We start from the raw sequence: 20,893 nt of genomic DNA on the forward strand, positions 1-20,893 counted from the left end.
GCCTGAGCTGTGAGCTGCGCGCAGTAAAGGATCACAGCCTGATCACATACTCCTTGCGGGTGGTTTCAAGCACTTCCCAGCTTCCCTTAAAGCCAGGTCGCAGCACGAAGCTGTCGCCGGCCCTGACGGTGCGCGCTTCGCCACCCTCCTCTTCGATCACCGAAACGCCGGAAAGGATGTGACAGAATTCCCATTCGTCGTAGACGATGCGCCACTTGCCCGGAGTCGATTCCCAGATACCGGCATAAAGACCGCCTTCGCGCTCCTCGACGTTCCAGGTGCGGAATTTCGGATCGCCCGAGATCAGGCGATCGGGCGCCGGCGCGCCTTCTTCGGCGTCGACAGAATCCGTCGATATCGTCAGGTAATGCTCGGACAGGATTTGCCTCCATGAAGAACCGGCCTCGGGCCGGCTCGCCTTACCCCGGCGTTTTGCGCCGACCCTCCCACGAGGGGGAGGATAGATCAAACTTTGGCGAGTGCCTGTTCGAGGTCGGCGACGATGTCGGTGACGTCCTCGATGCCGATGGACAGCCGCACCGTGTCCGGTCCCGCACCCGCCTTGACCTTCTGCTCGTCGGACAGCTGTCGGTGCGTGGTCGACGCCGGATGGATGACCAACGACTTGGTGTCACCGACATTGGCCAAGTGCGAGAACAACTCCAACGCTTCAACGAATTTGACGCCGGCCTCGTAACCGCCCTTGAGGCCGAAGGTGAAGACCGCGCCGGCGCCTTGCGGCGAGTATTTCTTTTGCAGGGCGTTGTTCTTGTCGCTGGGAAGGCCGGGATAGTTGACCCAGGCCACCTTGGGATGGTTGGACAGCCAGCCCGCGACGGTGATCGCATTGTCGCAATGGCGCTGCATGCGCAGCGGCAAGGTTTCGAGGCCTGTCAAAATGAGAAAGGCGTTGAACGGCGAAATCGCCGGGCCGAGATCGCGCAGGCCAAGCACGCGCGCGGCGATGGCGAAGGCGAAATTGCCGAAGGTTTCGTGCAGCACCAGGCCGCCATATTCGGGGCGCGGTTCCGACAGCATCGGGTACTTCCCTGATTTCGACCAGTCGAACGTGCCGCCATCGACGATGGCGCCGCCGATCGAGTTGCCGTGACCGCCAATGAACTTGGTCAGCGAATGGACGACAATGTCGGCGCCGTGCTCGATCGGCCGGATCAGGTAGGGCGAGGCCAGGGTGTTGTCGACGATCAGCGGCAGGCCATGCTTACGCGCGATGTCGCCGATCTTCTCGATGTCGACGAAGGTGCCGCCGGGATTGGCCAGACTCTCGATGAAGATCGCCTTGGTCTTGTCATCGATCTGGCTCTCGAAGGTTGACGGATCGTTCGCTTCGGCCCAGCGCACCTCCCAGCCAAAGTTCTTGAAGGCATGGCCGAACTGGTTGATCGAACCGCCATAGAGCTTGTTGGCGGCAACGAAATTGTCGCCCGGCTGCAACAGATTGTGGAACACGATTACCTGGGCGGCGTGGCCGGACGCCACCGCAAGGGCGGCCGTGCCGCCCTCGAGCGCCGCTATGCGTTCTTCGAGCACCGCCTGCGTCGGGTTCATGATGCGGGTGTAGATGTTGCCGAAGGCCTTCAGCCCGAACAGCGAGGCAGCATGATCGGCGTCGTCGAAAACAAAGGAGGTCGTCTGGTAGATCGGCGTGGCGCGTGCGCCGGTGGCCGGATCGGGCTTGGCGCCGGCATGGACGGCGAGCGTGTTGAAACCGGGCGTGCGGGTCACTGAAACCTCCCTCGAAAAAACTTCTGAAATTCGCCGGCCATTCTTGGCCAAGCTCAACCACGAATGCAAAGAAGAAAATACCCTTCGGCGTGTCATCTTCGACCAGGCAGCAGGAAAATACGGCTCCTGCCGGAATAATTTTGCGCCTTCCCCTTGTCTATTTTTGCCGCACGCCGAAACTCTGGAATCCCGACCGCATCAGCGGCTTCTTCGACGACAGCACACCGGAATTGACCCCGGTCCAGCCGATCTCGCCGGACAGCTTGCCATATTCGATCTTGGGGCAGCGGTTCATCACCACCTTAACGCCGGCGGCTTCGGCGCGTGCGGCGGCTTCGTCGTGGCGCACGCCGAGTTGCATCCAGATCACTTTCGGCAGGGGATCGAGCTTCAGTACCTGGTCGACAACGCCGGCCACCGCCGCCGAGGCGCGAAAGATGTCGACCATGTCGATGGGCTGGGCAATCTCGGCAAGGCTGCCATAGACCGTACGGCCGAGTATCTCCTTGCCAGCATGGCCCGGATTGATGGGGAACACCTCAAACCCCTTGGCCAGCAGGTATTTCAACACGAAATAGCTTGGACGAACGTCGTTGGCGGACGCGCCGACCATGGCGATGGTCTTCACCGAATTGAGGATGCCGGCGATGTAGGCGTTGTCATAGCTATCGTGATTCATGGCTCGTCCTCATACAACGCCTCGGCGAGAAAGCCATCAGGATCACTGCTGAAATCGCGCATCATGCGGAAGTGGTCCGTATCACGAAAATCGGTCGAATCTAGCCCGAACCGGCTGATGCGGAACAGCCGCGCGCCTGGACAGGCCATCAGTAGCGGCGAATGCGTCGCCATGATCACTTGCGCAGTGCCCGACCGATCCATGCGCCGCAGCATCTTGAGAAGTTCGATCTGGCGCGATGGAGACAGCGCACTTTCGGGCTCGTCGAGGATGTAGATGCCTTGCCTGCGGCAACGTTCCTCGAAGAAGCGGATGAACCCTTCGCCATGCGACCAGGACAGAAAGTCGGGCGGAGGTGGCTTGAACGGATCTTCCAGGGCCACCTGGTCAAGATAGCGAGCCACCGAGTAGAAGGATTCGGCGCGAAAGAACCAGCCGGCGGTGACTTTTGGCAACCAATGGCCACGGAAGGTATCTGCCAGCGCGGCACCACTCCTGTCGATGGCGCCGGAATGGTCGACAGGCCGGTAGCCCTTGCCGCCTCCGGCTTCGTCGTAACCGGCGAGCGCGCCGATCGCCTCGAGCAATGTCGATTTGCCGGTGCCGTTCTCACCGACGATGATGGTAATTGGTGTGGTGAATTCGAGTTCGAAGGCGTGACCGCGAAACAGCGGCAGGTTCCACGGGTATTTTTCCCAATCGGTCACCCGCTCGGAATCGAGCAGAATGCGCTTGAGATAGGGCGCCTTGAGCCGCGTCAACTGCCTGCGGTGAGCCATCAATCGGGCAGCGAGATCGTACCGTCTTCCGCGATCGGAAAGGCCGGGTTGTGCGCCACTTCCCAGACATGTCCGTCGGCATCGGCGAAATAGCCGCACCAGCCGCCCCAGAAGGCACGGCCTGCCGGCTTGACGATGCGGCCGCCGGCCTCTTCAGCCATCGCAAGCACCGCGTCGACTTCGGCATCGGAGCGGGTGTTGTAGGCGAGATAGACGGCGGAAGGCGCCTTGGCGAAGGTGATGCCGGAATCCTCCTCGGCGCTGACGCGCGGGAACAGGCCGAGTATAACACCACCCATCTGGAAGAAGGCGACGCCATCGGTGATGCCGGCATGACGCTTCAGGCCCATCGTCTCGTAGAAGCGCACCGCACGATCGAGATCGTCGGTGGCGATGGTGATGATGGAGATGCGCGGCTCCATGACTTTCGTCCTTATTCGTCGGTCCATTCCGGCTTGCGTTTGCCGATAAAGGCGCCGATGCCCTCCTGGGCGTCACGCGCCAGCATGTTCTCGACCATGACCCGGCCGGTATAGGCATAGGCATCCGCCAGCCCCATCTCGGCCTGCTCATAAAACGCTTCCTTGCCGGTCTTCAGCACCGAAGATGATTTTGAAGCAATGGTTTGGGCGTATTTGTTGACAATCTGATTCAAGTACTCGCGCGGCACGACGCGGTTGACCAGGCCGAACTCCTTGGCGGTCGCGGCATCGATGGTTTCGCCAGTCAGGAGCATTTCCATGGCGTGCTTGCGCGAGACGTTGCGAGACAACGCCACCATCGGCGTCGAGCAGAACAGGCCGATGTTGACGCCCGGCGTGCAGAAGGTCGCCTCATGCGAGGCGATGGCGAGGTCGCAACTGGCGACAAGCTGCAGGCCGGCGGCGGTGGCAAGGCCATCCACTTCGGCGATCACCGGCTTGGGGTGGCGCACGATCGCCTGCATCAGCGTAGCGCAGGCGGCAAACGTCTCTTCGAAGAAGGCCTTGCCGCGATCGGCGTCGGCGCGGCGCGCTGTCATCTCCTTGAGATCGTGGCCGGCGCAGAATACCTTTCCGGCCGCCGACAGCACTATGACGCGAACGGCCTTGTCGGCCCTGGCACGGTCCAGTTCCTCCGTCAGCGCCGCCATCACCGCCAGGGAAAGCGCGTTCGCGGGGGGATTGGCAAGCGTCAGGCGCAGCACGCCCTCGTCGCGGCTAGCCGCAACCGGCCCTTCAACTGCGACAGGCTTGATGGCAAGGATTTCGGCCATGGCTAAGGTCTCCGCGATTCCATTCCGCTGGCAGCGTATCTAATATCGGCTGGGGTTTCATCAACACCGTATCGCTTGCGCCAGTAGGATGAAGGTGTTGCCAGAAACGCGCCGCTTCGCCCATACAGGCTTGGCGCAGAATGAGGACCGAAATGCCCGCCCAGACCAAGCTCGAGCCGGTGCTGACAGCAGCCCAGGTCAATGCGCTGATGGAGACCGTGTTTCCGCAGCTTAACGAAAAGGGCCCGGCCTTTGAGGCAACCGACGTGTTTCCCGGCGGCTGCACCGTGCGGCTTAATGCCGGCGAACGGCATTTGCGTCCCGGCGGTACGGTGTCCGGCCCCGCCTTGTTCACGCTGGCCGACATTGGCGGCTATGTCTGCGTGCTCAGCCATGCCGGGCCCGATGCGCTCTCGGTCACCACCAATCTGAACATCAATTTCGTCCGCAAGGCCGAGGCAGGACCGATCGATGGCCATTGCCGCATTCTGAAGCTCGGAAAGAACCTGATGGTCTTCGACATCGACATCGTCGCCGGCCCGGAGGGGCAGACAGTGGCGCACGCCACCGGAACCTATTCGATCCCGCCGAAACGCTGACACGGAGAAGGCCGATCCGGCATCCTGGCCGGAACTCCCGATCGACACGTCCGTTTTGCGGCATGCCCGATCTGACCACATACCTTGCCTTTCTCGGCGCCGTGCTTGCCTACCAGCTTTCCGGCGTCGGGCCCGATATGATGCTTGTGATCAGTCGCGGCGTCGGACAGGGCTGGCGCCACGCGCTGGCGGCCGCGACAGGCTGCGTATCGGCCGGCGTCGTACAAATTCCATTACTTGCGATGGGACTTGCCACGCTGATCACATCCTCGCCGCCTCTTTACAGCTTTCTCCAAATCGTCGGCGCCATCTATCTGATCGCCATCGGGGTCAAATTCCTGTTGGCGCGCCGGCAGGATGAAAGTCGTACCTCTGCCTTTGCCAACACCGGTGGCACTGCTGCCGCTTTCCGGCAAGGCATGATCTGCAATCTCACCAATCCGACGACGCTTGCCTTCATGTTAGCGATGCTGCCGCAATTCGTTCACCCTTGGGCCGGTCCAGCGGCGTTGCAGTTCGTCATTCTCGGCACGACTATGAAGATGATGGGAATGGTTGTCCTCGGCGCTGTCGCGCTGACCTCCGGCGCGGTCGGCGGCTGGCTGTCGCGCCGAAGCAGCTTCGTCGTGTGGCAGGGAAGGCTAGCCGGAGCCATTATGGTCGCCGTCGGCATCAGACTCCTGCTTGCAGTGACGAGTGGCCGGCGGTGAGCGAAATACCAGCCGTTTTGGCGGTAGGCCGTGTTGTAAAATAATACCACATAGTTTAGCCATTGAAATTTAACGGTTTTTCGTTTTCGTTGACTCCCAACGATGCTTGACGAGGGCTACCCTTCTCCCCTATAAGCCCTCACGAAGCAGCGGCCCGCAAAGGCCGCCGTTTTGTTATTGGCGGCGGGCAAGCGCTTTTCGTCAATCCAAGCAACAAGAAACGCCTTCCTTATCGTTTGTGGATTGGGGAAGGTCCGAACCGAAAGCAGAAAACATGACAACCTTTTCGCAGAAGCCTGCGGATGTGGTGAAAAAGTGGATCCTGATCGACGCCGAAGGTCTCGTCGTCGGCCGTCTCGCCACCGTTATCGCCAATCATCTTCGCGGCAAGCACAAGCCGACCTTCACCCCGCATGTCGACGACGGCGACAATGTCATCGTCATCAATGCCGACAAGGTGGTGTTCACCGGCAAGAAGTTCACCGACAAGGTCTATTACTGGCACACCGGGCACCCCGGCGGCATCAAGGAGCGCACCGCGCGCCAACTGCTCGAAGGCCGTTTCCCCGAGCGTGTCGTCGAGAAGGCCGTCGAGCGCATGGTGCCGCGTGGCCCGCTCGGCCGTCGCCAGATGAAGAACCTGCGCGTCTATGCAGGTGCCGAGCATCCGCATGTCGCCCAGCAGCCAGAAGTGCTCGACGTGGCCAAGCTGAATTCCAAGAACAAGAAGGTCGCATAAGATGGCTGAGCTTTCCTCGCTCGCAGAACTGGGCGCCGCCACCGGCAACACCAATACGCAGGCCGCGGCACCCGTCCATGTCCAGAAGCTCGACAAGTCGGGCCGCGCCTATGCCACCGGCAAGCGCAAGAACGCCATCGCGCGCGTTTGGGTGAAGCCAGGTTCGGGCAAGATCGTCGTCAACGACAAGGAATTCGCGACCTATTTCGCGCGTCCGGTCCTGCAGATGATCCTCAACCAGCCGATCATCGCCGCCAACCGCTCGGGCCAGTACGACATCGTCGCCACGGTCATCGGCGGCGGCCTTTCGGGCCAGGCCGGCGCTGTGCGTCACGGCATCTCCAAGGCGCTGACCTATTACGAGCCGGCGCTGCGTGCCGTGCTCAAAAAGGGCGGCTTCCTGACCCGCGACAGCCGCGTCGTCGAACGCAAGAAGTACGGCAAGGCGAAGGCCCGTCGTTCGTTCCAGTTCTCGAAGCGCTAGGCGCACCGCAGCTTCACAATCGAAAGGCCGCCTCCGGGCGGCCTTTTTGCGTTGCGCATCACTATTGGGCGGAATGGTCGGCGTCGCGGATGAACAGGAACGCGCAAAATGCCGAGCCGGCCACCGCGAGCGCCGAGGCCAGGAATGCCAGTTGCATGCCATCAATCGTGCCCAGCGCCAAGGCGGACCCGAACAGCGCCACCCCGATCGCGCCACCCGACTGGCGCACGGTGTTGAGTACGCCCGATGCCGTTCCCGACATCTCCGCCGGCACGGAAGACAACAGCGCGGTGGTCATGGCCGGTACGGCAAGACCAATGCCGACCGGCAGGAACAGCAGGCGCCACAGCAGCGACAGGTAGGACGTATCGGCCTGGATCAGCGCCATCAGTCCGAAACCGGCTGCCCCGACGAACAGGCCAATCGCCATGGGCGATCGTGGGCCATGATTTGCGGCAATGCGCCCGGCGGCAATGTTCGACAGGGTGACTGCCGCCATGAACGGCAGGAAGGCCAGCCCTGTCATTTCGGGAGAAAAATGCCTTTCCTGCTGGAAATACAGGCTGAGCATGAAGATCGTGCCATAGAGCGTCAGGTTGACGGCCAGTCCCACGAGGCTCGTCACAGCCGGCACGCGGCTGGCAAAGAGACCGAGCGGAAACATCGGCGCCCTCGTCCGGCTCTCGACCAGCAGGAACAGGCTTGCGGCCACCGCCGCCAATACCAGTCCGCCGATGACCGGCATCGAGGTCCAGCCCGACGAACCGGTTTCGATAAAGGCGCCGGTCAGCGAAAACAGCGCCAGCACGACAAGTCCCTGCCCCACCCAGTCGATCGGCGGCCGCTCGGCCTTGAGCGGCGTTTCCTGCAGAAACCGATAAGCCATCCAGATGGCGAGAGCGCCAATGGGCAGGTTGACCAGAAAGATGCTGGCCCAGCCAAGCGACGCGACCATGAAGCCGCCGAGCACCGGCCCTGCCGACAGCGCGATGCCGCCCGCCGCCGTCCACAGCCCAACGGCGCGTGCCCGGCGCGCCTTGTCGGACGCGTAGGCGCGATTGAGGAGTGCCAGCGAACACGGCATCAGCAAGGCGGCACCCGCGCCTTGTGCAGCGCGCGCCGCAATCAGCAACCAGGCACTCTGAGCCAGGCCGCAAGCCAGCGAAGCGATGCTGAACAGCGCCATGCCGCCAACGAAAACGCGGCGAGCACCGACCCTGTCGCCGAGGGCGCCGCCGGCGAGCAGCAGCGAGGCGAAGGCAAGCGTGTAGGCGTCGACGACCCATTGCAGGCCGCCGACCCCCATCGACAGCCCAGTACCGATCCTGTTCAGCGCGACGTTGACGATGGAGACATCAAGCTGCACGACGACGAAGCCGAGGCTGGTCGCAGCAACGGTGGCGGCATAGGCGGCAGGGCGCTTGAGAACGATGGTATCGGGCATGCCCATGGATAACGGGTTTCCCCTGACACCGTTGCGTCAGCAGGCGCCGGCCTGCGACAACAAGGCCGGAACTTCAGCCGCGGCAAATCAATTGATGCTGGCGGTCGCGGCAGGTTCGACGCGTTCGCCCGTCCCCGCATAGGGCACGCGAAACCCATTCGCCGCCAGCCAGCCTATCGCCGCCTTCGGCTCATCGGTCTGGATGATTGTGGCGCCGCGATCGGCCCAGAAACCCCAGGCTTCGCGCGGCAGGCTGGCCTGAACCGCCAGTTCGTCGCCCCGGCCGCCGGCCAGGAAGCCGCCCGGCTTGTCGACGATGGCATAGGTGTCGGCCCAGATGTGCCAGTCGCCCCTCACCGCGGCCGCGCGCATGCGCGTGCTGAACAGCGGCCCGCCAGTCTCGGTCAACGTCTCCGCGCCGGCGCGCCAGTTGATCAACTCGATCGCGCGCGGCGCAAAAGCATGGTCGACCGTCGCGGCGAAACCGGCGTCATGCACTGCGTCGTCGGCGATGATCGGCATGAACTGGAAGCCGCCGCCGACCGCTTCCATGGCAGCCTTCACCGTAGCGATCCTGGTCTGGTTCCACAGGTTTTCCTTGACGATGACCTGGTCGGCCATGCCGAGATCTCGCGCCACCGCGACCATACCCGACAGGTCCCCAACCTCGAGCTTGTTGTCGAGATTGATGAGGATCTTGTCCCGGGTCGCTGTCAGCATTTCACGCAGCGTCGAGACTGTCTCGTCGGTGACGGCGCCCGTGCCTTCGATCACCAGCCGGCAGGTCTTCAGTTCGGCCAGCGTGTACTTGACCACCTCACCTTTGCAGGTCGTGGTGCGATCAAGCCAGCTGTCATGCATGACGACAAACTCGCCGTCCTTCGAGCGCCGGATGTCGACCTCGACGATCTCGGCGCCGATCGCGATCGAGCCTTCGACGGCGGCGAGCGAATTTTCCGCATAGAGCGTCTTGCCGGCCTGCATGCTGCCGGCGCGATGCGCGGCCACCATGACGTGGTCGCGCCATCGGTTGGCATGTTCGAAGCGGTCGAGGATCTGCCTCGCACGGGTTTCGCCCGCCATTGACTGGCTGGCGGAAGCCGCCAGCGTGACGGAAAACAGAAGGCTCGGCCAGAAGGTCCGCATCGAGAATCGCTCCATTCCGGATCGAACCGGGAATAGGCGATGCCCGTGACGTCTAGGTGAACGAAGCCGGCTAGCGGTTGCCAGCGATATGTCGCCTCAGATGCGTTTCGACAGTCGGCGGAACCAGGTCATCGCAGGCATCTCGACGAAACGCCAGGTAATCCAGGAGACACCTATCGTGGCAAGGAGCATGACGAGGATCGCAACGTCCCCCGCCCAGCCGGCGCCGAAGCCGGTCGCCGGCTCTCCGCGCAAGACGATGTCGCCGACAAGACCGAGGCCGAGCTTGCGCTCGACCAGGCCGGCGACATTGATCATGCGCGCCTGGACGAAGATGTGGACCATGTAGATCGAGTAGGACAGCGCGCCGAGCGTCAGAATGAGTGGGGTTCTCAGAAAGACACTGATCCAGCCCCCCTCATGAGCAAAGAGAAACAATGCCAGTGCAAACACCAGCGGTGCTGCGATCCCGGCATCATTGTCGCCCGCCAGTGCGACGAAAAGCACAATGACAGCCGCCATGACGATTTCGGCAAGGGTCCAGCTCAGCAACGGGCCGGTCCGGGCAAGCGCCTGTCGCGCGCCTGCAATGGAATCATGCTGGAACCAGGCAAGCAAGGCGCCGAGCGAGAAGCCGTACAGGCAGCGTATGAAGCCGAAATCGAAGGACACATCCATATGGTGGGTCGAGAAGCCAAGCAGAAACAGCGGCGCGGTGATGGCGGCGGCGACGAACCACACCCAGGCGCGTGCCCCGGCGGTGAAGACCACTCCCGCGAACAACAGGTAGGCGAAGAACTCCGCCGAAATGCTCCAGCTTGGCGCATTCCAAGTCAATTGGTCCTCGAAGCCGACCCCCTGGAGCAGCAGCAGGTTGGCAAGCAGGCTCTGGAGGCTGAAGCCGCCGGTGAAGGGAGCGGCACCGGCGCCATGCACCCGCGGCAGCATCAGCCGCAGCAGCTCGAATCCGGCAAAGGCGGCGAGCATGAGAAAATGCAGCGGATAGATGCGGCCGAAGCGCACCACCGCAAAGCGTGCGACCTCCCGCGGCTGGTTCAGCCGCCAGCCATAGGAGCTGGCGATGACGAAACCGGAGAGAACGAAGAAGAAGTCGACAAACAGATAGGACGAACCGACAAAGGCGCTTTGCGAGATCGTCGAAGCGGTCGGGAAGTGGAACAGCGCCACCAGCAGGGCGCAGATGCCGCGCCACGAATCGAGAACCAGGAACCGCTCACCCGCCACCGTGCCGGACTGGATCGACGCCGCGCCATGGGGAGAATCAAGAAACGCGGTCTGCGTCATGATGATACAATCCTGTCTCGCGGCGGCACCGCGCCCGCGCCGTTTCGTTTCCCCAAGCTGTGACTGGCATGTTGCGTGCCGGTTCTGTAGTTGTTGCACCCCGATGAAAACCAAGGATCCGTAATGGCGAACAAGAACATCGACCATGCCTTCACAGCCCGCTCAAAGACGGGCGCTTCGCTGGAGCCGACCTATGCCGGCGCGCTGTCGTTCATGCGACGCAGATACACGAAGGATGTGAAAGGCGCGGACGCTGTGGTTTGGGGCATCCCTTTCGATGCCGCCGTCACCAATCGGCCCGGCGCGCGTTTCGGGCCGCAGGCGATCCGCCGCGCCTCGGCAATCCTCGACAACGATCCGCAATATCCCTTTTCGCGCGATCTGTTCGAGCACCTCGCGGTGGTCGACTGTGGCGATTGTCTGCTTGATACCGGCAACCACCAGAAGACGCCGGGGACGATCGAACGCGAGGCGGCCAAGATCCTGAAGTCAGGTGCCTTCCTGCTGTCGCTGGGCGGCGACCATTTCGTCACCTGGCCCCTGCTCAAGGCACATGCCGCAATCCATGGCCCGCTCGCTCTGGTGCAGTTCGATGCGCACCAGGATACCTGGGAGGATGACGGCAAACGCATCGACCATGGATCCTTCGTCGGCCGCGCGGTCAAGGAAGGCATTATCGATCCCGACCGCTCGATCCAGATCGGCATCCGCACCCACGCGCCCGACACGTTCGGCATCAAGATCCTCTACGGTCACGAGATCGAGGAGATGCGTGCATCCGACATCGCCTACGCCATCGTCGACAGGACGGGCGGCAAGAAGACCTATCTCACCTTTGATATCGACTGCCTTGATCCCGCCTATGCACCCGGCACCGGCACGCCGGTCGCCGGCGGGCCGTCCTCTGCAAAGATCCTGTCGACGCTGCGCCAGCTCAACCAGATCGATATTGTCGGGGCCGATGTCGTGGAGGTTGCGCCGGCCTACGATCACGCCGATATAACGGCGATTGCCGGCTCGATGATCGCCATGCAGTATCTCGGCCTGCTGGCCGAGCGGAAAGCACGGCTCGAAGAGCTGAACAACGGCAGCCACAACGGTGCCGCGGTGAACCAAGGCAACGGCATATAGTTTTCGATATCAGGGAATTTGATCAGCCAATGAAACCGAAAATCTTCATCGACGGCGAGCACGGCACCACCGGCCTCCAGATCCGGGCGCTGCTTGCCGAGCGCGGCGACCTGGAGATCGTTTCAATTCCCGCCGAGCGCCGCAAGGAAACGGCGGCGCGAGCCGAATTCCTCAATGCCGCCGACGTTGCGATCCTGTGCCTGCCGGACGATGCGGCGAAGGAGAGCGTGTCGCTGATCTCCAACGAGACCACCAGGGTCATCGATGCTTCGACCGCGCATCGCGTAGCGCAAGGCTGGGAATATGGCTTTGCCGAGATGGACAAGGAGCAGGCGAAGAAGATCGGGGCGGCGAAACGCGTCGCCAATCCCGGCTGCTGGCCGCAGGGACCGATCGCGACGCTGCGGCCGCTGGTCGCCGCCGGCCTGTTGCCTGCGGATTTCCCGGTCACCGTCAACGGCATCTCGGGTTATTCGGGCGGCGGCCGCCCGATGATCGAGGACTATGTCGCCAAGGGCGAGGACGCCTCTGAATTCCTGCCCTACGGGCTCACCCTTCAGCACAAGCACGTGCCGGAGCTCAGGGCCTATGCGAAACTGTCGCACGATCCGATCATGCAGCCAGCGGTGGGCAATTTCGCGCAAGGCATGATCACGGTGGTGCCGCTGCAGCTCGGTGACCTCGACCATGTGCCGACCGGTGCGGAACTCCATGCAGCCATCGCCGACCATTTCGCCGCCATCAAGGGCGGCGTGGTCGAAGTGGCGCCCTATGCGCATCTGGAGCGCATTCCGGAGATCGATCCGGAAATCTACAATGGCACCAACCGCATGAAGCTCTACGTCTTTGCCAATGACAAGCGCGCGCAGGCCCTGCTGCTCGCCGTTTACGACAATCTCGGCAAAGGGGCATCGGGGGCTGCCGTACAGAACATGGACCTGATGCTCGGCCTCTGATGGCGGCACCGGCATTTCCGGACCGCTGGAAGATCAGCGCGCCCGAGCTCATCGCCGAGACCTTTTCGAGCCGCATCTGGAAGGTGCGGCGCGAGGATGGCTCGCCGGCGATCGTCAAGGCGCTGAAGCCATTCGATGACGTCGCAGACGAGTTGCGCGGCGAGCATTTCCTTGCCTGGCGGCGCGGCAAAGGCGCCGTGCGGCTGCTGGGCCGCGACGGGCACTCCATGCTGCTCGAATATGCCGGGGAGACCATGCTGTCGCATGTTCTTGCCGAGCAGGGAGATTTGGCCGCCACGGAAATCGCGGTGGAGGTGATGGCAAAGCTGTTTTCGCCATCGGATCACCCCGCTCCGCCCGACCTGCAGCCGCTTCGGGAACGATTTTCCAGCCTGTTCAAGAAAGCGGAGGCCGACCGTGTCGTTGGCCGGAACAGCCTTTATGTCGAAGCGGCGGAAATCGCCGACCGGCTGCTGGGTGGTCCGCATGATGTCAGGCCGCTGCATGGCGACCTCCATCACGACAACATCATGCACGGAGCACGCGGCTGGCTGGCGATAGATCCGAAGGGCGTTCTCGGCGACCCGGGATTCGATGCCGCGAACATGTTCTACAATCCTCTTGATCGCGACGACCTTTGTCTCGATCCCCCACGGATTGCCGGGATGGCTGAAGTCTTTGCGCGAACGCTGAGCCAGACGCCGGCGGCAATACTGGATCACGCCATCGCCTATGGCTGCCTGTCGGCTTCCTGGCACCATGAGGACGACAACGCGATCGAGGAGAACCGCGAACTGTCGGTCGCAGCAGCGATCCGAACGGTACGGCTCGGCTTCTGATCCGTGCCGCCTTGCGTCAGGCGGAATTCGACGGCGACAAGACGATGGCGTAGTCGAACGTTCTGGATGTGACCGGAGAGACTCAGCGTCCGAGGGCGATCTCGTGGGGCAAGGGATATGCTCCCTTGGTGCCGCGCCAATGCGCGGCGGCGAACCCCAGCAGGACCAACGCGAATCCCTGGTGGGTCAGCGCCATGTGCAGCGGCACATGCATCAACAGCGTGCCGATGCCGACGGAGGCCTGCACCAGCACCAGGGCAAACAACAGCGTCGCGCGACGAGCATGCGTTGAACCGGGCAGACGGCGACGCGCGGCGATCATGTGCCACAAGGCGACGACGAACACCGTATAGGCGCCGATCCTGTGCACGAACTGCACCGTCTTGGGGCTTTCGAAGAAATTGCGCCATGCCGGCTCCAGGATCAGCAGATCGCCGGGAATGATCTTTCCGTCCATCAGCGGCCAGGTGTTGTAGCTCAGGCCGGCGTGGAGCCCGGCGACCAGACCGCCGAGATAGATCTGGATCAGCGCCAGAAGCACTACGAGACCAGCCAGTTTCTGGGTCGAACGATCGGCCGCAGGTTCCGAATGCGGCGCCAAGCCGCGCGCGACGACCATGGTCGCCGTGAAGATCAGCGCGGCAAGCGTCAAATGGGTGGCGAGCCGGTACTGGCTGACCGAGACGCGGTCGACCAGACCGGAGGCAACCATCCACCAGCCGATAGCGCCCTGCAGACCGCCGAGAAGCAGGATGCCGACCAGCTTCGGCCCCAGTCCGCGCTCGATGCGGCGCGCCGCCCAGAAGAACAGCAGCGGCAAGGCGAAGACCAGGCCGACGCTGCGCGCCAGGAGACGATGCGCCCACTCCCACCAGAAGATCGACTTGAATGCCTCGATGCTCATGCCCTTGTTGAGCTCGGCATATTGCGGGATCTGCTGATAACGCTGGAATTCCTCTTGCCATTCGGCGTCGTTGAGCGGCGGGATGACGCCGTGGATCGGCTGCCACTCGGTGATCGACAGGCCGGACTCGGTGAGCCTTGTGGCGCCGCCGACCAGCACCAGCGCGAACAGCACCAGAAGCACGACGTAGAGCCAGCCGCGCACCAGCGCGCGGTTGTGCAGATCGCGGTCACGCGCCTCGTAAGGCGCGGCAGTAATGGCGGCCATGGATTTATCCCGGCAGGTTGAAGTCGCGGATTGGTGGACCATCGCATTCCCGCATGCAAGACCGGGCGGCGCGGCACGCCGTCGCGCCGCGTCTGTCGGGTTGCACAGCTTCGCGTCAAGGCCTATGGCGAAGCCGACACATTGAGCTGGGCCGCACTTTACCCCGGCTCCTGGAGGCCAACCATGCCCGTGCGCCTGAAAAAGCTGATCGGAATGTTCCTGCTGGTGGCGCTTGTCATCATCTATGCGCTGGTCGCATCGATCTTCGCGGTCGCCCGGCTGTCCGAGGCGGGCCCGTGGACGCATTTCCTGTTCTTCCTGCTAAGCGGCCTGCTCTGGGTGCTGCCGGCGATGGGCATCATCAAATGGCTGATGCTGGAGCCTCGGCCCAAGCGCTGAACCGTTGCCGGCCGGCCTCAGATGGTGACCACCATCTTTCCGGCATTGGCGAGCGGCGTCGTCACGCCAGACAGCATGGTGCGGATGTGGGCGAGGTTCTGATAACGGCCGTTGACCGAGATGCGCGGCAATGCGTGCAGGAAGCCGGCGTGTTCGGCGCGCAGCACGCCATGACGGGTGGTCACGGCCGAGGTGTAGCCGGCATCGCGGACAAAGCCCACTTCGCGGCAGCCGACGGCGCTGGCATAGCCGTAGGGATAGGCGAAATGGCGCGGCTCCTCGCCCAGCTCGGCTCGCAGGATGGACTTCACCCCGACGATTTCGTGCCGCGCGTCGGCTTCTGAAAGCCGCTTCAGATTGCTGTGGTTGATCGTATGAGCACCGATCGTTACGAGCGGATGCGCTGCGATCGCGCGGATCTCCGACCAAGTCATCAGCGTGTCGACGCGCGGCCGGCCGGCGTCGACGCCGTTCGCATGCGCCAGTTCGCGCAGCACGGCGCGCAGGTCCTCCTCGCGAACCTCGCTGGTGAGATAGGTGTGCAGCCGTGCGATGGCCTGGAGCTTTTTGGCCGGGCTGGTGCAGTCGATCGTCGTTTTCCCTTCGGACGTCGTCAGGGTCAGGCGATCGCCCGCGTTGACGAGATCCTCGACCACGTCCCACCACAGATCCGCAGTGCCGTTGATAAGCCCCGGAGCCACATAGATGGTGATCGGCGCGCCGTGCTTTTCCAGCACCGGCAAGGCCTCGGTCATGTTGTCGCGATAGGCGTCGTCGGCGGTGATGGCGGCGAACTGGCCGCCCTTGCCGCGCGCCGCGATACGCTCCACCGCCTCGTCCATCGAGACGAAGGCGTAGCCATCCGCCTTCAGGCCGGCGATCATGGCGTCGAGGAAGCCGGGCGCAATGTTGAGATGACGGTTGACGCTGTCGGGCTTTTCGGGCTTTGCCGTAACGCGGTGCAGCATGAGGATGGCGCCAATACCGCCGACCAGCGGTTTGGCCAGCGGTGCGAGGCCGGTATAGCGGGCGACGTTGAGCGCCAGCTTTCGGATTGCCTCCCCGCCGTCGATCATTCCTTCACCTTTTGCGCCTAGGCTGAACCAAGCACGGATACGCCTGAGCGCCCCCAAATCGGCAGCAATACGCCCTAAGGATTGAGGTATGGTTGACGCGGCCGCGTCATTTGACGGCAATCGCCTGGCGGCAATCGAAGCCCCGCCCAGTGTGCCGCCGATAGAGCCGGCTGGGCTGTCGGTTTCCACCGCTTCCGCCGATGGGCTCGCGGCCTATGCCGCGTTCTGCCGCTCCGCCGTGTTCGCGCCGGCGCAGAGCGCGGTTTGGATCCGCAACTGGGCCGCGCAGGTCGAGCCGGACCCGGTCGTGGCGATGCTGAATTGCGAAGGCAGACCGGTTTTCGCACTGGCGCTGGAGGTCGTCGGCCATGGGCCATTCCGTGTTGCCCGCTTCATGGGTGGCCGCCACGCCAATGGCAATTTCGTCGCCGCCGACCCGCAATGGCTTGCCAGGGCGGACAGTGCGGCTATTCGTTCGACCCTGGCGGCCATAGCCGAGGCTCGCCCCGACATCGATCTCGTCGCCTTCGAACGCCTGCTGCCCGACCTCGATGGCGTAGCCAACCCACTCGCCTCGTTCGATTATTTCGACAGCCCGAACCTGTCGCTCGCCGTCGACCTGGTCGGCGGTTTCGATGCACTGCTCTCTCGGGCAAACGGAAAGCGCAAACGCAAGAAGCACCGCTCGCAGACGCGCAAGTTCGAGGCCATCGGCAGCCATCGGCGCATCGAGGCGCGGACCGTGGACGAGGTCGGCCGGCTGCTCGACGGCTTTTTCGAGATGAAGGAATCCCGCTTCCGCAGGATGGGCATCGCCAACGTCTTCGGCGACAATCAAGTGCGCGCGTTCTTCCGTGCTCTGTTCACCGAGGCGCTTGCCGAGGATAAGCCCTCCTTCGTGCTGCACGGGCTCGAGGTCGCCGGCAAGCTTCGCGCCGTGACCGGATCGAGCCGCTCGGGCAAACGGCTGATCTGCGAGTTCGGCGCGATCGCCGAGGATGACCTCGCCCACACCAGCCCCGGCGACTTCCTGTTCTTCGACAATATCCAGGAAGCCTGCGAGGCGGGTTTCGACGTCTATGATTTCTCGGTCGGCGACGAGCCGTACAAGCGTTTATGGTGCGATATCGAAACGCAGCACTTCGAGGTGCTGGTTCCGCTGACGTCGAAAGGCCGCGCACTGGCGCTGGGGCTGCGGCAAAGCGCCAGGCTGAAAGCCGTCGTCAAGAACAGTCCGACGATCTGGAAGCTGACCAAGCTGCTGCGTCGCAAGGCCGCTGGCCAGGCGCCGGCGCCCGCCGAGGACGGTAGCTAACCCGCCCACCTTCCAACGTGATGACCACAAGCGCCGCTCATCGGACTCAAGCCGCCGAGCGCCTTCCTGGCACCGGGGTGCCCGGCGGTTCGTGGCCGAGCGGGGTCACCAGCGTCAACTCCGGATAGCCATTCTCGATAAGCTTGACGGCGGCCTGCGTCACCTCATCATCCGGCTCCAGCATGGAGAGGAACACTTCGGTCGCATCGCCACCCAGACGGCTGATGCCTTGGGCGTCGGCGGGACCGCATTCGACTACCACCAGGTCATAGGCGGTGGTCAGCGATTGCATGATGATCGGCAGCCGGTCGGCGGCGCGCATGGCGCGAACCGGATCGGCGGTGCCGACAGGAATGACATGGCAGTCGGAATAGAGGTCGGGGTGGATGACTTCGCTGAACTGCGCCTGCGACGCGAGCAGATTGGTGATGCCCGGGAACAGTCCGCTGTCGAGCATCGGTCGCGAGGCGGCGCCGGAAGCCGTGAGGTCGAGCAGCAGCACGCGCAGGCCGGCGTCGGAGACCTCACGCGCCACCAGGATCGCGGAGGCGGCCGCCTCGTCACCTTCGGGCGACACGAAGATGGCGCGCGCGGCGCCGCTTGCGATCAGCTTTTCCGCCGCTTTTTCAACGTCGATCTCGCCCAGCACCGAACGCGGCCTGGTTTTGGCGACCGGGACGGCCTCGGCAACAGGGACGGTTTCGGCGACCGGTGCGCCGGCGGCGGGTTCGACCTCTATGGCAGATTCCGCCGGCGAGAGCAGATCCGGTTCCACCATCATCTCCGGTTCCACCGCTTTCTCAGCGTGGTGCTCAGGCCCGGACTCTGGAATGATCGTCGTTTCCCTGGCCGCGACCGGCATCGCCACCTCGTCGATCGGCTCGAAGCGAGCGCCGCTGGCCGGGCGCATGGCGCGGCCGGAAAAGAGTTCGCGCAGCAGCGTGAACACCGACATGAGCAAAAGCGAGGCGGCAAAAGCAGCACCGACGATCGGCCCGATCTTGGGGAAGTAGGCCTCGGAAGGCACTACGGCCTTCGAGATGACACGCGCGTCGACCGGCACGTAATTGCGATCCTGGCGCGAAGCCGCCTCGCGGTAGTTGGTCAGGTAAAGTTCGAGCTGCTGGCGCTTGGCGGCAGCGTCACGCTGCAGCGCATCGAGACCGACCTGCTGTTCGCCTGCCTCCGCGGAAGCCGCCTTCAGCGTGTTGACGTCGGCGACGAGCTGGCTCTCACGTGACTTGGCGGCATCGGCCTGCATGGCCAGCCCCTTCATCACCTTCTGAGCTTCGCTGCGGATCTGCGCGTCGAGATCGGCCAGCTGTGATTTTGCCGCGCGAATGCGCGGATGATTGTCGAGCAGCGTCGTCGACAGGTCGGCGATGTTGGCGCGCAGTTCGACCTGCCGTTCGCGCAAGCGCTGGATCAGATCGGATGACAGCACCTCGGGCAGCGAATCCAGCGAGCCGCCATTCTGCAGCGCCTTGCGCACGCTGTCGGCGGTGCCTTCGGCGGCGGCGCGGTTGGCCCGCACCCGCGACAATTCGGTCGACAGTTCGGCCAGTTGTTGGGTGGCGAGCACAGAATTGTTGCCGCCCACCAGAAGGTCCGACTGGGCGCGATAGGCGGCGACCTTGGCCTCGGCATCCCTGACCTGCTTCTGCAGATCGGCGATCTCGGGAGCCAGGAAGTCCGCCGCGGCCGTGTTGGATTCGAGCTTGGCCGCGCCCTGCCCGGCAATGTAGGCGGCGGCAATGGCATCGGGGATAGCAGCCGCGAGCTTGGGATCTTCCGAGGAGAACTCGATGGCGATGATACGCGTCTTTTCGACGCCATAGACGTTGAGCTTCTCGCGCATCTTCTTCAGGACGCGCTCATCGACCGGGATATCCAGGGGATCGTTCTTCAACCCCACCAGGATCAGCAGGCGGCTGAGAGGCGACATATCGACAGTTTCATCGAATTCGTGCAATCGCGACAGATCAAGCTTCTGCGCCACCCGCTTCAGGATTTCGTTGGACGAAATGATCTGGACCTGGGTGGCGACGCCTTGCTCATCGAGGATCGGCTTGTCGCTGTCATTACTGCCGGCGGGGCGCGTGTAGACGGATTCACGCGTATCGATCTGAACCTGCGTCTGGGCCTTGTAGTGCTTGGTTGCCAGCGAAGCGAGCGCAAACGCCAACCCGGTGACCACCAGGGAGACGACCAATATTCGCAGCCAGTTCCTCGCCAGGCTGGCGAAGAGCTGCCCAAGATCGACGTCAACGTCTGCGGCCGTGGACTGAACGGACATGCATCCTACTCCGATACGGATCGCGCGCACCGTAAACAACTATGGTAACTCAGCCGTTAAGATCACAGCAAGCTTCCGCTAGGACTTACTGGGAGGCGCCAAGCAAAATCGCCAAAGTTGTAAAACTCCTGTCGATCGATGCCGTATCGGTCGTACCCTTTACCGGCCATTAACCCTAACAGGACGATAACGGACGCGCTCTCAGATGTTTGCTGCGACGCCGCAGCGGCCAGTCGAAGGTATGTGTCCTGTCATGAAAAGCACTGCTTCCCTTTTTCGCGCGCTGCTTGCCGTGTCGATGCTTGCCGGCTGCTCCAGCTACCGGCCGACGCCGGCCGCCTTCCACGAGGTGCTCGATCAACCCTATCGCCTGGGCGCCGGCGACCGCGTCCGCGTCACCGTGTTCGAGCAGGACGGGCTGACCAACACCTATAGTGTCGACCAGTCCGGCTATCTCTCCTTCCCGCTGGTCGGTGCCGTGCCGGCCCGTGGCCACACCGCCCAGCAGATGGAAAAGGAAATCGCCGACAAATTGCGCCAAGGCTATCTGCGCGATCCTGACGTTTCCGTCGAGATCGACCGCTACAGGCCTATCTTCGTCATGGGCGAAGTGGGCGCCGCCGGCCAGTATTCCTATGTGCCCGGCCTCACCGTTCAGAAAGCCGTCGCCATTGCCGGCGGCTTCACGCCGCGCGCCAACCAGGAAAGCGTCGACATCACCCGAGATATCAACGGCAAGGTGATGACCGGCCGGGTTGTTACGTCGGACCCGCTGCTGCCCGGAGATACTGTCTATGTGCGTGAACGTCTGTTCTGACGAACAC

The 20,893-nt window shown here is 63.2% G+C and carries 22 protein-coding genes; 10 read left to right on the plus strand and 12 right to left on the minus strand.

What is annotated here, in order from left to right:
- Positions 1–31 precede the first annotated feature (31 nt).
- The 6 genes from LB545_RS23585 to LB545_RS23610 all read right to left on the minus strand — a co-directional run bounded on the left by LB545_RS23585 (position 32) and on the right by LB545_RS23610 (position 4,459).
- Entirely contained in the window at positions 32–379 is a 348-nt protein-coding gene (locus tag LB545_RS23585; protein WP_140515748.1) for a cupin domain-containing protein, read from the minus strand.
- An 86-nt stretch (positions 380–465) separates the two neighbouring features.
- Entirely contained in the window at positions 466–1,746 is a 1,281-nt protein-coding gene (locus tag LB545_RS23590; protein WP_140493947.1) for an O-acetylhomoserine aminocarboxypropyltransferase, read from the minus strand.
- Between the two features lie 157 nt (positions 1,747–1,903).
- Positions 1,904–2,425 carry a CoA-binding protein gene (locus LB545_RS23595; protein WP_140521835.1) on the minus strand — a complete coding sequence of 174 codons (522 nt, stop codon included), beginning with the start codon at positions 2,423–2,425 and terminating at the stop codon, positions 1,904–1,906.
- Positions 2,422–3,204, minus strand: coding sequence for an AAA family ATPase (locus LB545_RS23600; protein ID WP_140521833.1), 783 nt, complete (start codon positions 3,202–3,204; stop codon positions 2,422–2,424). The genes LB545_RS23595 and LB545_RS23600 overlap by 4 nt, the downstream gene beginning before the upstream one ends.
- On the minus strand, positions 3,204–3,626 hold the full coding sequence (locus LB545_RS23605; protein ID WP_224705929.1) for a VOC family protein: 423 nt from the start codon (positions 3,624–3,626) through the stop codon (positions 3,204–3,206). The genes LB545_RS23600 and LB545_RS23605 overlap by 1 nt, the downstream gene beginning before the upstream one ends.
- Before the next feature lie 11 nt (positions 3,627–3,637).
- Complete coding sequence (locus LB545_RS23610) at positions 3,638–4,459, minus strand: enoyl-CoA hydratase (protein ID WP_140521829.1); 822 nt, start codon at positions 4,457–4,459, stop codon at positions 3,638–3,640.
- 152 nt (positions 4,460–4,611) lie between these two features.
- Between LB545_RS23610 and LB545_RS23615 the strand changes: the two genes are divergently transcribed.
- The 4 genes from LB545_RS23615 (at position 4,612) to rpsI (ending at position 6,991) form a co-directional block, all read left to right on the plus strand.
- Positions 4,612–5,058: a PaaI family thioesterase gene (locus tag LB545_RS23615; protein WP_140583446.1), complete on the plus strand. Its 447-nt coding sequence runs from the start codon at positions 4,612–4,614 to the stop codon at positions 5,056–5,058.
- Between the two features lie 62 nt (positions 5,059–5,120).
- Positions 5,121–5,768, plus strand: coding sequence for a LysE family translocator (locus LB545_RS23620; RefSeq protein WP_140565234.1), 648 nt, complete (start codon positions 5,121–5,123; stop codon positions 5,766–5,768).
- A 274-nt stretch (positions 5,769–6,042) separates the two neighbouring features.
- A complete protein-coding gene (gene rplM / locus LB545_RS23625) occupies positions 6,043–6,507 on the plus strand; it encodes a 50S ribosomal protein L13 (protein WP_010915638.1) in 465 nt (154 codons plus the stop codon).
- Between the two features lies 1 nt (position 6,508).
- On the plus strand, positions 6,509–6,991 hold the full coding sequence (rpsI, locus tag LB545_RS23630; protein ID WP_140493960.1) for a 30S ribosomal protein S9: 483 nt from the start codon (positions 6,509–6,511) through the stop codon (positions 6,989–6,991).
- A 61-nt stretch (positions 6,992–7,052) separates the two neighbouring features.
- Here rpsI and LB545_RS23635 read toward each other — a convergent pair whose 3' ends face one another.
- The 3 genes from LB545_RS23635 to LB545_RS23645 all read right to left on the minus strand — a co-directional run bounded on the left by LB545_RS23635 (position 7,053) and on the right by LB545_RS23645 (position 10,886).
- Positions 7,053–8,441, minus strand: a complete 1,389-nt coding sequence (locus tag LB545_RS23635) for an MFS transporter (RefSeq protein ID WP_224705930.1) — start codon at positions 8,439–8,441, stop codon at positions 7,053–7,055.
- Between the two features lie 81 nt (positions 8,442–8,522).
- Positions 8,523–9,581: a glycerophosphodiester phosphodiesterase family protein gene (locus LB545_RS23640; protein WP_224705931.1), complete on the minus strand. Its 1,059-nt coding sequence runs from the start codon at positions 9,579–9,581 to the stop codon at positions 8,523–8,525.
- Positions 9,582–9,677: 96 nt separating this feature from the next.
- Positions 9,678–10,886 carry an acyltransferase family protein gene (locus LB545_RS23645; protein ID WP_224705932.1) on the minus strand — a complete coding sequence of 403 codons (1,209 nt, stop codon included), beginning with the start codon at positions 10,884–10,886 and terminating at the stop codon, positions 9,678–9,680.
- Positions 10,887–11,009: 123 nt separating this feature from the next.
- On the opposite strand from LB545_RS23645, the gene speB reads away from it, so the two are divergent.
- From speB to LB545_RS23660, 3 genes are read left to right on the plus strand one after another with little or no spacing between them, the layout of a single operon-like run.
- A complete protein-coding gene (speB, locus tag LB545_RS23650; RefSeq protein WP_224705933.1) occupies positions 11,010–12,017 on the plus strand; it encodes an agmatinase in 1,008 nt (335 codons plus the stop codon).
- Positions 12,018–12,046: 29 nt separating this feature from the next.
- Entirely contained in the window at positions 12,047–12,973 is a 927-nt protein-coding gene (gene argC, locus LB545_RS23655; protein WP_224705934.1) for an N-acetyl-gamma-glutamyl-phosphate reductase, read from the plus strand.
- Positions 12,970–13,812, plus strand: a complete 843-nt coding sequence (locus LB545_RS23660) for an aminoglycoside phosphotransferase family protein (RefSeq protein WP_224705953.1) — start codon at positions 12,970–12,972, stop codon at positions 13,810–13,812. Before argC ends, LB545_RS23660 begins: the two co-directional genes overlap by 4 nt.
- 82 nt (positions 13,813–13,894) lie before the next feature.
- Here the strand turns inward: LB545_RS23660 and LB545_RS23665 are convergent, their stop codons facing one another.
- Entirely contained in the window at positions 13,895–14,983 is a 1,089-nt protein-coding gene (locus tag LB545_RS23665; RefSeq protein ID WP_140521817.1) for a COX15/CtaA family protein, read from the minus strand.
- Between the two features lie 183 nt (positions 14,984–15,166).
- On the opposite strand from LB545_RS23665, the gene LB545_RS23670 reads away from it, so the two are divergent.
- Positions 15,167–15,382 carry a DUF2842 domain-containing protein gene (locus LB545_RS23670; RefSeq protein WP_140522178.1) on the plus strand — a complete coding sequence of 72 codons (216 nt, stop codon included), beginning with the start codon at positions 15,167–15,169 and terminating at the stop codon, positions 15,380–15,382.
- A gap of 17 nt (positions 15,383–15,399) precedes the next feature.
- On the opposite strand, the gene LB545_RS23675 is transcribed toward LB545_RS23670, so the two are convergent.
- The gene (locus LB545_RS23675; protein WP_140521815.1) at positions 15,400–16,458 is read right to left on the minus strand and encodes a polysaccharide deacetylase family protein; all 1,059 of its coding nucleotides are present in this window, start codon (positions 16,456–16,458) and stop codon (positions 15,400–15,402) included.
- Between the two features lie 88 nt (positions 16,459–16,546).
- Between LB545_RS23675 and LB545_RS23680 the strand changes: the two genes are divergently transcribed.
- Entirely contained in the window at positions 16,547–17,773 is a 1,227-nt protein-coding gene (locus LB545_RS23680) for a GNAT family N-acetyltransferase (protein WP_140493978.1), read from the plus strand.
- A gap of 46 nt (positions 17,774–17,819) precedes the next feature.
- On the opposite strand, the gene LB545_RS23685 is transcribed toward LB545_RS23680, so the two are convergent.
- On the minus strand, positions 17,820–20,069 hold the full coding sequence (locus LB545_RS23685) for a GumC family protein (RefSeq protein ID WP_224705935.1): 2,250 nt from the start codon (positions 20,067–20,069) through the stop codon (positions 17,820–17,822).
- 253 nt (positions 20,070–20,322) lie between these two features.
- On the opposite strand from LB545_RS23685, the gene LB545_RS23690 reads away from it, so the two are divergent.
- Positions 20,323–20,886, plus strand: a complete 564-nt coding sequence (locus LB545_RS23690) for a polysaccharide biosynthesis/export family protein (protein WP_140493982.1) — start codon at positions 20,323–20,325, stop codon at positions 20,884–20,886.
- The last annotated feature ends 7 nt before the right edge of the window (positions 20,887–20,893 follow it).

The sequence above is a fragment of the Mesorhizobium sp. BR1-1-6 genome (assembly GCF_020165355.1).
Classification (GTDB): Bacteria; Pseudomonadota; Alphaproteobacteria; order Rhizobiales; family Rhizobiaceae; genus Mesorhizobium.

Coding starts and splice junctions, on each gene's coding strand:
- LB545_RS23595 (WP_140521835.1), bottom strand. CDS start 2,425: ATGAATCACGATAGCTATGACAACGCCTACATCGCCGGCATCCTCAAT.
- LB545_RS23600 (WP_140521833.1), bottom strand. CDS start 3,204: ATGGCTCACCGCAGGCAGTTGACGCGGCTCAAGGCGCCCTATCTCAAG.
- LB545_RS23605 (WP_224705929.1), bottom strand. CDS start 3,626: ATGGAGCCGCGCATCTCCATCATCACCATCGCCACCGACGATCTCGAT.
- LB545_RS23610 (WP_140521829.1), bottom strand. CDS start 4,459: ATGGCCGAAATCCTTGCCATCAAGCCTGTCGCAGTTGAAGGGCCGGTT.
- LB545_RS23615 (WP_140583446.1), top strand. CDS start 4,612: ATGCCCGCCCAGACCAAGCTCGAGCCGGTGCTGACAGCAGCCCAGGTC.
- LB545_RS23620 (WP_140565234.1), top strand. CDS start 5,121: ATGCCCGATCTGACCACATACCTTGCCTTTCTCGGCGCCGTGCTTGCC.
- rplM (WP_010915638.1), top strand. CDS start 6,043: ATGACAACCTTTTCGCAGAAGCCTGCGGATGTGGTGAAAAAGTGGATC.
- rpsI (WP_140493960.1), top strand. CDS start 6,509: ATGGCTGAGCTTTCCTCGCTCGCAGAACTGGGCGCCGCCACCGGCAAC.
- LB545_RS23635 (WP_224705930.1), bottom strand. CDS start 8,441: ATGGGCATGCCCGATACCATCGTTCTCAAGCGCCCTGCCGCCTATGCC.
- LB545_RS23640 (WP_224705931.1), bottom strand. CDS start 9,581: ATGCGGACCTTCTGGCCGAGCCTTCTGTTTTCCGTCACGCTGGCGGCT.
- LB545_RS23645 (WP_224705932.1), bottom strand. CDS start 10,886: ATGACGCAGACCGCGTTTCTTGATTCTCCCCATGGCGCGGCGTCGATC.
- speB (WP_224705933.1), top strand. CDS start 11,010: ATGGCGAACAAGAACATCGACCATGCCTTCACAGCCCGCTCAAAGACG.
- argC (WP_224705934.1), top strand. CDS start 12,047: ATGAAACCGAAAATCTTCATCGACGGCGAGCACGGCACCACCGGCCTC.
- LB545_RS23665 (WP_140521817.1), bottom strand. CDS start 14,983: ATGGCCGCCATTACTGCCGCGCCTTACGAGGCGCGTGACCGCGATCTG.
- LB545_RS23670 (WP_140522178.1), top strand. CDS start 15,167: ATGCCCGTGCGCCTGAAAAAGCTGATCGGAATGTTCCTGCTGGTGGCG.
- LB545_RS23675 (WP_140521815.1), bottom strand. CDS start 16,458: ATGATCGACGGCGGGGAGGCAATCCGAAAGCTGGCGCTCAACGTCGCC.
- LB545_RS23680 (WP_140493978.1), top strand. CDS start 16,547: ATGGTTGACGCGGCCGCGTCATTTGACGGCAATCGCCTGGCGGCAATC.
- LB545_RS23685 (WP_224705935.1), bottom strand. CDS start 20,069: ATGTCCGTTCAGTCCACGGCCGCAGACGTTGACGTCGATCTTGGGCAG.
- LB545_RS23690 (WP_140493982.1), top strand. CDS start 20,323: ATGAAAAGCACTGCTTCCCTTTTTCGCGCGCTGCTTGCCGTGTCGATG.